Source organism: Candidatus Cloacimonadota bacterium, assembly GCA_028706475.1.
Classification (GTDB): Bacteria; Cloacimonadota; Cloacimonadia; order Cloacimonadales; family Cloacimonadaceae; genus UBA5456.
This window is the reverse complement of the sequence record JAQWBI010000008.1, coordinates 49,855-59,669: the sequence shown is the minus strand read 5'-3', so window position 1 is coordinate 59,669 and position 9,815 is coordinate 49,855. Positions and strand designations below refer to the sequence as shown.

Genomic DNA, 9,815 nt, shown 5'->3' with positions numbered 1-9,815 from the left:
AAAGATGGCATACTGGCCTTCTTGTCAATTCGGTTTCGAAAGCATATTTTAGTCGTTTCGCCCACTTTTTCACCTAACTCATGCGCTAACTCATTGGAAATAGATCAGGTCAAAGTGAACAGTCTCTGTTTTTGGTACAGAGATCAGCCCGAACCCTCCTGGAAGACGCGAGGTTAGCTCACTTGCTTAAGCCCGGCTTACATGCACCCAAAAGTCTCGCTCGATCTTGCGTATGCGGTAGTGAAAACCCTGCCTTTGGGAGAATAGCTTTTGGATGTCTTCGTAACTATACAGAAATAATGGACAACGGTTTTTATAGCGTAATCTGCGCTGCAGGGCCAGAATGCCTCCGGCAACCGGGAAGCTGAAGAAGCAAGCGTTGCGTGTGAGGGAAAGAGCGTTGTCCACTACAGCCCGTGCATCCGGCATATAGTCCATGAAGCCCATCAGTATCACATAGTCGTAGAGGGGGCCTTCTTCCAGCTCAAAAAAATCCGCAGTTTCAAATCTACACACATCCTGCAGCCCGGCTTCGGCGGCTTTTGTACGTGCCAGCTCCGTCATTTGGGGGGCAAAATCGATGCCATATACCGAAGCTGCTCCGCGTTTTGCCAGGGCGATGCTGTAATGTCCGGGTCCACAACCCACGTCCAAAACGCTCTTACCCTCGATGGGCATACAATAGCGCATACACAGTTCATAGCGCAAGCGCATGCTTTTCCTGAAACAGCGGTTGATCACGCTCTGCCAGGGGCTTTTTACCGTGCCATAGATGGCATCGAAATCGGGAGCATAATCATCAAAGAAAGTCCGGGTTTTTTGGGGATCAGGCTCAACTATTGTGCGTTTCATAGTAGTCCTTCAAGCGTTGATATTCGGTGATCTGCAGTAGTGCCTCCAATTTGCCGGGCACGGATTTCATGTTTACATAGCTCTTGAAATAGCGATACAGATTCATGCTTATTCTGGGGTGATCGGGATCCATTTCACGGGGATGGATATAGACGAGCAGCGGCCGTTTCATCAAAGTGCGGTGCGCCATGTGGATTAATAGCGGTTTCGGGAAAAAGCGTAAATAACCACCGCCAAACATATTTAGCTTCATCCCTGCCATCTCTGCCATGCCAATGGGAAATTCACAGATACTACCGGAATTTGTTTGAATCTTTGAGGGGTAAAGCTGCACTCCAGGTATCAGGCGATGATGCAAGCGGTTTGGCACAAGCGAAGAATCGTACAGATAACCTGCTTGCAACAAGGATTCAAAGAACCAGGGATTGCGATGGTCTATGGAAAAACCGGCACCGCGATAGCCAATTACGGCTTCCCCACAGATGTCTTCCAAGAGCATCCGGGATTGCAGAGCTTCTGCGAAGAAATCACTTTGACTCTGTGTGCACACTTCGGTATGATACATACCGTGAGAGGCAATTTCGTGACCTTGGGACATGGCCTTTTTCACCAGATGAGGGTATCTTTTGGCGATGTATCCCAGAAAGAAGAGGCTAGCTGTTACATTGTGCTCTGCCAGTAAATCCAGTAGACGATCCAGGCTATACTCCACTCTGGAGGGTAACTGGTCCCAACTGGTGATATCAGGAGTTCCTCTCACGCCAATGATGTGATAGTAATCCTCGATGTCAATCGTGAAAAATGCCGGCTTTATAATCATATTCTTTCGTTTCTCGGGTTATCAATAATGGCAGTATCCTCGGAACGCAGACAGGAAAAATCCTGCAATGCGTTCATATAGCGATTTATTTATTTTTGAGCAGGCAGCATATGTGTCAAGCAAATTGTGGATTGGCGTGCCTTCTTTGTCTTGTGCATACTAATGGTTCTTTGGAAAATGCCAATCAAATTAGGCTGATATTTAACTAGAAATGTAGCGCACAGAGCAGATAAAAACATTTGCAATCTGGATTTTTTAATAAGACACTCACATTCCCCCCTGCACTTTATCTATATATAAAGCAGATATCATCGGGTGATCATCGAGTGGCTACTGCTTTATAACGCCTTTATATCTGCTTCGGCACAGCATGAAGTAAAGAGAATGAATACCACGCAGAATACTCAGATCGAAGGGATTTATGCAGATTACTATGTTAGTAGAATGTTGAACAAGATGGAGTAACAAGGAGCCATAACATGAAATTGATGAAACAGGGAGCATGGAATTGAAAGATCATCAGCATGATAGCGCAGTGGGCAGATATCTGGTAGGATAATCGGTATCAGATCGCTCGCTTTAGGATCGGATCTTGCTCCCGAGCCTTAGGCTGTAACGCCGGGATATGAGGTTCTGCTGCGCTGCAATTCATACTGAAGCCCTGCACCGTATTCCAGGCCAATTCCTGAATCAGATGAGCTGTAAGATGATCCAGCGCTTCAGGATGATATGGGTTACCAAGGGGATTGATATTCCAGATCTTGGCCAGCAATCCCAGGCACAGCACCAGTAACAAAAACAAGAGCACTTTCTTTATAAAGCCTCCCAAATACTGTTCAAAACTGCTATTCATCTCATTACATTCCATACTTCTTTATTGTGAAGATGTCATTGATTCCAATAGCCAGATCGCTTTAGATTATTCAACCACTAAAATGTATGGCATTCCCTGTTTTGGATTCATTCTGATTCACGTCTGCCAGCGATCCCTTCGTAATCGATGATTAGTCTAAACCAATGCCATCTAAGGATTTATCAAAGCATACTGGGGACTAGTAATGCCCTGGAGTTCAAGCCATCTATGCTATCTGTCTCTGTTAAAATAAGTTATGGGGTGGCTCGGACTTCAGGCAATACATAGTTCCATTCCTGCCATTGAAGTCCATTTGACCATATAACATATAGGTATACAATATACATAAGGTCAAATGAACTCCATTCGCATGACTCGAGCAGGTCAAGCAAACTGGGGAATGCGGGAAATAACTTGACAGAAATGCTGAGATGTTAAGAACATACAATTAACGAATAATTTCCATAACCCAAAGGGGGAAGGATGACGAATAAGGACAATTGTGATAAAGTGGGAATCTTCAGAGGGTTGACCGAAGCCCAGATCAGCGAGTTTTCTTCGGAATTGGAGCGGGTGAAGTATGCCAAGGGCGCTCAGATAATCACAGAGAACGATTCTGCGGACACTTTATTTTTTATCTGCAAGGGGAAAGTGAAGATCAGCAAGGGTTTGAAAAATATCGAAACTCCTTCTGCTGATCTTACCACTTTGGAGTCGGGCGAATTTTTCGGGGAGATGGGCATCATCAACGATGAGACTCGCAGTGCCACAGTGGTTGCTATGGAGGATGTGGAACTGCTTGTAATCCCCAGAGACCTTTTCCTGCGTATCTCTTTTAAATATCCAGAGATAATGTTTAATCTGATGCAGACTCTTTCGGGACGTTTGAGGGATACAAACGAGCGTTTTGCCAGCCTGATGGATGAAATGATCAGTAAAAACAGGCTGATGGCCATAGGCATGGCTGCCAGCAAGATCATACACGATCTGAAAACGCCGCTCACGGTGATTGTGCTTACCGCACAACTGATCGAGAATCTCTTTCCCGGCAGCAATGAATTTACCCAAAGCATTGTAAAGCAGACCCGCCTGATAGATCAATTGGTTCGCGAGATCCTGGATTTTGCCCGGGGAGTGGAAAGCAGCCCTCTGATCCAAAAGGTGAATCTCAGCGATTTCTTCGACGACTTGAAAGAGATCAACGACACCACTTTGAAGGGACGCAATATCAGCTTTGTTACCGAAAACAAAGTGAAGGATTATGTTCATTTTGACGAGAACAAGATCCGCCGCGTATTGATGAATCTGATCAAGAATTCCAGTGAAGCGATGACCACCGATGGCGAGATAAAGCTAACTGCCTCTTTGGCTTCGGGTTGGCTGCAGATCAGTGTGATGGACAATGGTCCCGGAGTGCCACCAGCGATACGGGACAAGATATTTGAGCCTTTTGTATCCGAAGGAAAGCAGTATGGAACCGGATTGGGTTTGCCCATCTGTCGCAAGCTGGTTCAGGAACACCGCGGCCGCTTGGAATACATCCCCCTGGAGCAAGGGGGTAGCCGCTTTGATATCAGGATTCCACAGAGCATCAAATAAAAAGGCTTGTCAAAAATAGGGGCTGAAATATTTTGGTGCTCTAAACGAAAATTTAAGGGACGGTTTATCATGTCAAAGATATGCGATGTCTGCGGAAAGACAGCTCAGGTTGGTAATCATCGCTCACACGCGGTGAACGCTACTAAGCGTCGTTTCTTTCCGAACTTGCACGAAGTCCGCGCCACTATCGATGGCGGTACCAAGCGTGTAAAAGTCTGTAGCTCTTGCCTTAAAGCAAATAAAGTCCGTAAAGCCGTATCCAGATAAGATACTTCTTAACGCGCATAAGAGCTTTTTATAATCGGGAATTGCGGTGAATCCGGATTCCCTTTTTTGATATTCACCTTTTTAACCTATATGGGGGTTATGTGTTGATCGAAGAGATTCGCGAGAAAGTGGAAGAGAGTTCTTTGGCTCTGAGAGACGTACGGCAGGAGATCGCGAAAGCGGTGATTGGCCAGGATGCCATCATCAGTCGCTTGTTGATTGCGATACTGGCGGATGGGCATGTATTGATCGAAGGAGTTCCGGGATTGGCTAAAACCCTGATCGTGAGCAGTTTGGCCAGCAGCCTGGACGCCAGCTTTGCCCGGATTCAGTTCACTCCAGATTTATTGCCGGCAGACATCACCGGCACCTTGATCTTCAATCAGAAAACTGCAGAGTTCAGTCCCAAAAAGGGGCCGATCTTTGCCAATTTTATCCTAGCAGACGAGATCAACCGCGCACCGTCGAAAGTGCAATCCGCCTTACTGGAAGCCATGCAGGAGCGGCAAGTGACCTTGGGCGACCACAGTGAATGTCTACCTACGCCATTCTTTGTGATGGCAACCCAGAATCCCATAGAACAGGAAGGCACTTATCCTTTGCCGGAAGCTCAGGTGGATCGCTTTATGATGAAGCTGATCATCCGCTATCCCTCCATGGAAGAAGAGCGTAGGATAATGCAACTGATGGTGGATCCGAAGCCGGTGGATATTCGCCCCGTTCTGAATCCCGCTCAAATATTGAAGATGCGGGAAGTGATGCACATGGTGTTTATGGAGGATAAGCTGAACGACTATATCCTGCATTTGGTGATGGCTACCCGGCATCCGGAGCGTTATCCGCGCTTGAGCAATCTTGGCCCCCTGATCAGCTACGGCGTAAGTCCCAGAGCCAGCATCAATCTGGCGCGGGCAGCAAAGGCTCATGCCTATATGGAAGGACGCGCCTACGTGATCCCGGACGACATCAAAACCATCGGCAAGGACGTGTTGCGCCATAGAATAGTGCTTTCTTATGAGGCTGAGGCCGAAGAAATCAAAAGTGAGGAGATCATCAGCCGCATTCTGGATGAAATCGAAGTACCATAAAGATAGCATTTGGAGATAGATGTGCATCTGGTAAGCACTGCCGATCTGATCAAGAAAATACGCCGCCTGGAGATCCAAACCAAAAACATGGTAAACGAAATCTTCAGCGGTGAGTATCATTCCAGTTTTCGGGGACAAGGGCTGGAATTCAGTGAAGTACGCGAATATCAGCCCGGAGACAATTACCGGGATATAGACTGGAACGTATCGGCCCGGCTGGGATTGCCATATATAAAGAAATACCGGGAAACCCGCGAACTGAATGTAGTGTTTTTGGTGGATATCTCGGCTTCGCAGTTTCTGGGTACATCCTACGCGCTGAAAAAGGAGCGTATCGCGGAGATCGTGGCCACATTAGCGTTTTCTGCAGTGGCGAATGGCGACCGCTGTTCACTAATCCTGTATTCCGATGTGCTGGAACGGTATCTGCCACCGCGAAAAGGGCGCAACAGAGCCCTGGAGATTATCAGGGAGATTCTGTATTATGAGCCTTCAGGTAAGGGTACGTCCCTGGAGGGAGCGTGCCGCTATGCCGCCAAGATACTGAATAAACGCGCGATAGTATTTCTGCTCTCGGACTTTTTGGATGGCGGTTACGAGAAAGCGATGGGCATCCTGGCCAAAAAGCATGACTTGGTGGCGATGCAGATCCTGGACAATAGCGAATTGGAACTCCCGAATGCGGGCATTCTGCGGTTACAAGACCCTGAAAGCGGGAGAGTGGCATACATCAATAGCTCGGATCGCAAACTGCGGGAAGCATACAAAGCGCGAGTGAATCTGGAGCAGGAGAAACTGGCGGCGAGCCTGAAGAAGATGGGCTGTGATCATCTGCTGTTCAAAAACGGCGATTCCTATGTGAAAGTGCTAAGGCAGTTCTTTGCTCTAAGGAACAAACGGAGGATGAAGTGAGAAGATATGGACTATCTCTTTTGTTGATCCTGGCGGTATGTTCGCTGAATGCACAGTTGAAGCAGATGCTTTCGGGAGTGGACAGTCTGAAAGTGGGCACGCCGTTTGAGTTGAGGATTGAAACCGATTTTCCCCTAGAAGCCATAGAAATACCGGATACTCTCACGGAATTCAGAGTATTGGAACAAAAGATTGAGCGATTGGGCACAGGCAGCGTTGCCCGTTTGAACATTGTACCTTTGAGGACCGGAACCCTTAGCTTTCCCAAACTGAAGCTGAAACGGGCAGGACTCCTGGGGCCGAAGGCAGAAACCGATGCGTTCAGAGTGTTTGTGCTACGCAGCCGGGCAGAAGCGGATACTTTGTTGCGGGATCTGAAGCCATTGCGGCGATATCCCCTGCAGTTCCCCTTTTACTTGTATCTCGTGTTTCTGTTTGCCGCTGTGGTTTTGGCTGTATGGTTGCTGCTGATTGCGTTCAAGAAAGAAAAGAAGAAAGCTCCCTCTCCGGTGCAGAAACCCATTCCCATCGAGCCTGTACCACCGCATCTGAAAGCATTGAATGCCCTGGAAGAATTGGAGCAAAGCGGCTTGATGTATCGGGATTCTCTTGGCTATCACTTTCGATTGTCCATGATAGTGCGGGAGTATCTGGAGGAAAAGCTGGGGTTTGGGGCTACTCAGATGACCAACTCGGAGATTGCTGAGAGCCTGAGTGCAATAAGCTTTGCACCAAAACGGCAGTATCTGAATATCTTGCATTATTGCGATATGGTGAAGTTTGCCAAAGCGCAGGTGGAGATCGAAGAGGTCATCAGCCAGACTGCTGCTTTGCGCAGCCTGCTAATGGCCGGAGAGACAAAAGCGGATGTTTAGATTTGCTCAGCCCCTGTATCTTCTTTTCCTGATAATGATTCCAGCATATCTGTATCTGGAATTGGTCTTGCGTAAGCCATCCAAGCTGTCCTTACCCGCCAGTAGGTTGAATATTCTTCTGCAGATCAAGGGTAATAGGGGGATGGGAGCCCTGCTGTATCCGGTGCTGCGTTCTCTTATCCTGCTCTTTTTGATCCTTGCTCTGGCCCGACCGCAGTGGGGGAGTAATTCACGCTTGTTTCAGAAGCAGGGCGTGGACATCGTGATAGCCCTGGACGTGAGCGGTTCGATGCTGGCATTGGACTTTTTGCCGCAAAACAGGTTGGGAGCAGCGGTAAAGGTAGCCAAAGACTTTGTGTCCGGACGGCCTAATGACCGTTTTTCACTGGTCGCTTTTTCCGAATATGCCATCACTGCCAGTCCATTAACCTATGACCACGCTGCCGTGATGAGTGCTTTGGATCATTTGCAGGTAAATATGGAGGCTTCCGGAACAGCAGTGGGAATGGGGCTTGCTAAGGCTGTGGCGCGATTGAAAGACAGCCAGGCAAAATCACGCATAGTGATCCTGATCACGGACGGAGTGAGCAATACCGGAGAGATAGACCCCATCTCAGCTGCGAAGATGGCGGCTGCATTGGGCATCAAAGTGTATCCCATCGGAGTGGGCAGTGGTGGAATGGTGCCATTTCCGTATGCCGATCCCTTCTTTGGAAATCGCAATATTCCCACATTGATCGAGCTCGATATGGAGAGCTTGGACAGGATAGCCACGATCACCGGGACCAAGCAGGCTTCAAAGGCCACTGATGCCGGTGAACTGCGCAAGATCATGCAGGAACTGGACACTTTGGAAAAGAGCGATTTGAGCAGCAAACTAAACTATAGGTGGGACGATAGATTCGGCATTATGTTGTGGATTGCCCTGTTGCTGCTGGGTCTTGAGATAGTCTTGAAAAGCTGGATAATCCCGGTTCTGCCGGAGTAGTGCGATGAATATCCACAATGTGCACATCCTTTATCTGCTGTTGCTCGTTCCGCTGTTCATATGGCTGATTCTGCGGATGAAGAAAGCCTATGAGAGTAAGTTCCGGCATTATGCCCATCAGGACTTTCTGGACGTATATCTGGCAAAACGCTCTCCGTTCTACAATGGGTTGAAGCTGTTTCTTCTGCTAGCGGCTTTCAGCCTGATAATCGTGGCGCTGGCGCGTCCGCAATGGGACTTTTCCGAGCAGGAAATGAGTAATATGGGCATGGACATCATCTTTGCCATTGATATATCGCGCAGCATGGAAGCTACAGACATCAGCCCCGACAGGCTCACCCGCTCCATACTGCAGGTATCAGCTTTTTGTGATCAATTGGATTCAGATCGCTTGGGCATTATCTCCTTTGCGGGGTCAGCTACTGTGGAATGCCCGCTCACGGATGACCACGAGGCAGTAAAAATGGTATTAAGCAGCCTCAGCACGGATTCTGCAGCACGACCGGGAACGGATATCGGCAGAGCGCTGGATCTAGCCAGATCAGCTTTCAATGCAGGTGCCGGAGGCGGAGTATTGATCTTGATCTCAGACGGGGAGGATATCACTGGCAATACTATCTCCAAAGCTCGTGACCTTGCCAGCGACGGAGTGCGGATCTACAGCATGGGAGTAGGCTCTGAAGCGGGAGCGGTGATCATCAATCCCTACACCGGAGCAGAACACGTCAGCAAGCTGGATACCGAGACTTTGCAACGTATTGCCCGAGTGAGCGGGGGAGAGTTTTACCACATCACGCCATCCGCATCCGAAATCCAACTGCTGCTGTCTCGCATATACCAAAGCGAGAAAGAGCATATCAGCAGTCACCGGGTATCTATGTATAAAGAGCAGTATCACATATTTGTGATTGCCGCGCTGTTGATAATCGCTTTGGAAAGCATGATACTGCCGTATAGAAAACAGATAAGGGATCTAAAGCTATGAAGCGCAAGCGCGGGGTTCTATTGCTGTTACTGGCTCTCGCCCTGTTGATTCCGGGTTTGGATTTGCTCCTGCGCAAGCACTCTGTGTACAACAGCCTGGGAGAATGGCTGTATCGGCAAGAGCGTTTTGACAAGGCGGCAAAAGTCTTCGACGGGCTGGCCGAAGAGGAAGAAGGAGCCGCCAATCTGGCCAAATCGCTTTATAAGCAAGGTGAATATGACGGCGCTTCCGAGGCTGCTGAGCAAGCCTTGCAAAAATCGGAGGATAAAGCTGACTTGCATTACGACAGAGGCAATATCGCATATATGAAAGAGGACTACAAAACTGCCGTGGAAGAATATGAGAAGGCTCTGCTAATGAATCCCGAGGATGATGATGCCCGGGAAAACCTGGAACTCGCCTTGACCAAGCTGGATGAAAACCAAGCTTCCCCTCCGCCAGAACCCAAAGAGGATGAAGACCAAAGAAATGAAGAAGAAGTACGCAATATTCTGGATGCTTTGGATTTTCTGGAAGCCCGGGAACGAAAACAACAGAGTAAACAGGGAGCACCCCAAACCGATTATTGGTGGTAAA

At 48.3% G+C, this 9,815-nt stretch carries 12 protein-coding genes; 9 read left to right on the top strand and 3 right to left on the bottom strand.

Annotation, left to right across the window (positions count from 1 at the left end; genetic code table 11):
• Positions 1–186: 186 nt before the first annotated feature.
• Positions 187–852, bottom strand: a complete 666-nt coding sequence (locus PHF32_02925; protein ID MDD4559685.1) for a class I SAM-dependent methyltransferase — start codon at positions 850–852, stop codon at positions 187–189.
• Positions 833–1,672 carry a polysaccharide deacetylase family protein gene (locus PHF32_02920; protein ID MDD4559684.1) on the bottom strand — a complete coding sequence of 280 codons (840 nt, stop codon included), beginning with the start codon at positions 1,670–1,672 and terminating at the stop codon, positions 833–835. The genes PHF32_02925 and PHF32_02920 overlap by 20 nt, the downstream gene beginning before the upstream one ends.
• A gap of 315 nt (positions 1,673–1,987) precedes the next feature.
• Between PHF32_02920 and PHF32_02915 the strand changes: the two genes are divergently transcribed.
• Positions 1,988–2,137, top strand: a complete 150-nt coding sequence (locus PHF32_02915; protein ID MDD4559683.1) for a hypothetical protein — start codon at positions 1,988–1,990, stop codon at positions 2,135–2,137.
• Between the two features lie 100 nt (positions 2,138–2,237).
• On the opposite strand, the gene PHF32_02910 is transcribed toward PHF32_02915, so the two are convergent.
• Positions 2,238–2,525: a hypothetical protein gene (locus PHF32_02910; GenBank protein MDD4559682.1), complete on the bottom strand. Its 288-nt coding sequence runs from the start codon at positions 2,523–2,525 to the stop codon at positions 2,238–2,240.
• Between the two features lie 483 nt (positions 2,526–3,008).
• Here PHF32_02910 and PHF32_02905 point away from each other — a divergent pair, with 483 nt between their 5' ends.
• The 8 genes from PHF32_02905 (at position 3,009) to PHF32_02870 (ending at position 9,814) form a co-directional block, all read left to right on the top strand.
• A complete protein-coding gene (locus tag PHF32_02905) occupies positions 3,009–4,124 on the top strand; it encodes an ATP-binding protein (GenBank protein ID MDD4559681.1) in 1,116 nt (371 codons plus the stop codon).
• 69 nt (positions 4,125–4,193) lie between these two features.
• Positions 4,194–4,391 carry a 50S ribosomal protein L28 gene (gene rpmB, locus PHF32_02900; protein MDD4559680.1) on the top strand — a complete coding sequence of 66 codons (198 nt, stop codon included), beginning with the start codon at positions 4,194–4,196 and terminating at the stop codon, positions 4,389–4,391.
• Positions 4,392–4,492: 101 nt separating this feature from the next.
• Complete coding sequence (locus tag PHF32_02895) at positions 4,493–5,479, top strand: MoxR family ATPase (GenBank protein MDD4559679.1); 987 nt, start codon at positions 4,493–4,495, stop codon at positions 5,477–5,479.
• Between the two features lie 21 nt (positions 5,480–5,500).
• A complete protein-coding gene (locus tag PHF32_02890; protein MDD4559678.1) occupies positions 5,501–6,391 on the top strand; it encodes a DUF58 domain-containing protein in 891 nt (296 codons plus the stop codon).
• The gene (locus PHF32_02885; GenBank protein ID MDD4559677.1) at positions 6,388–7,266 is read left to right on the top strand and encodes a hypothetical protein; all 879 of its coding nucleotides are present in this window, start codon (positions 6,388–6,390) and stop codon (positions 7,264–7,266) included. Before PHF32_02890 ends, PHF32_02885 begins: the two co-directional genes overlap by 4 nt.
• The gene (locus PHF32_02880; GenBank protein MDD4559676.1) at positions 7,259–8,254 is read left to right on the top strand and encodes a VWA domain-containing protein; all 996 of its coding nucleotides are present in this window, start codon (positions 7,259–7,261) and stop codon (positions 8,252–8,254) included. Before PHF32_02885 ends, PHF32_02880 begins: the two co-directional genes overlap by 8 nt.
• 4 nt (positions 8,255–8,258) lie before the next feature.
• The gene (locus PHF32_02875; protein ID MDD4559675.1) at positions 8,259–9,239 is read left to right on the top strand and encodes a VWA domain-containing protein; all 981 of its coding nucleotides are present in this window, start codon (positions 8,259–8,261) and stop codon (positions 9,237–9,239) included.
• Positions 9,236–9,814, top strand: coding sequence for a tetratricopeptide repeat protein (locus PHF32_02870; protein MDD4559674.1), 579 nt, complete (start codon positions 9,236–9,238; stop codon positions 9,812–9,814). The genes PHF32_02875 and PHF32_02870 overlap by 4 nt, the downstream gene beginning before the upstream one ends.
• The last annotated feature ends 1 nt before the right edge of the window (position 9,815 follow it).

Bases quoted from the DNA above. Each gene is read 5' to 3' on its own strand.
- PHF32_02925 (MDD4559685.1), bottom strand. From the start codon at position 852: ATGAAACGCACAATAGTTGAGCCTGATCCCCAAAAAACCCGGACTTTC.
- PHF32_02920 (MDD4559684.1), bottom strand. From the start codon at position 1,672: ATGATTATAAAGCCGGCATTTTTCACGATTGACATCGAGGATTACTAT.
- PHF32_02910 (MDD4559682.1), bottom strand. From the start codon at position 2,525: ATGAATAGCAGTTTTGAACAGTATTTGGGAGGCTTTATAAAGAAAGTG.
- PHF32_02905 (MDD4559681.1), top strand. From the start codon at position 3,009: ATGACGAATAAGGACAATTGTGATAAAGTGGGAATCTTCAGAGGGTTG.
- rpmB (MDD4559680.1), top strand. From the start codon at position 4,194: ATGTCAAAGATATGCGATGTCTGCGGAAAGACAGCTCAGGTTGGTAAT.
- PHF32_02880 (MDD4559676.1), top strand. From the start codon at position 7,259: ATGTTTAGATTTGCTCAGCCCCTGTATCTTCTTTTCCTGATAATGATT.
- PHF32_02875 (MDD4559675.1), top strand. From the start codon at position 8,259: ATGAATATCCACAATGTGCACATCCTTTATCTGCTGTTGCTCGTTCCG.
- PHF32_02870 (MDD4559674.1), top strand. From the start codon at position 9,236: ATGAAGCGCAAGCGCGGGGTTCTATTGCTGTTACTGGCTCTCGCCCTG.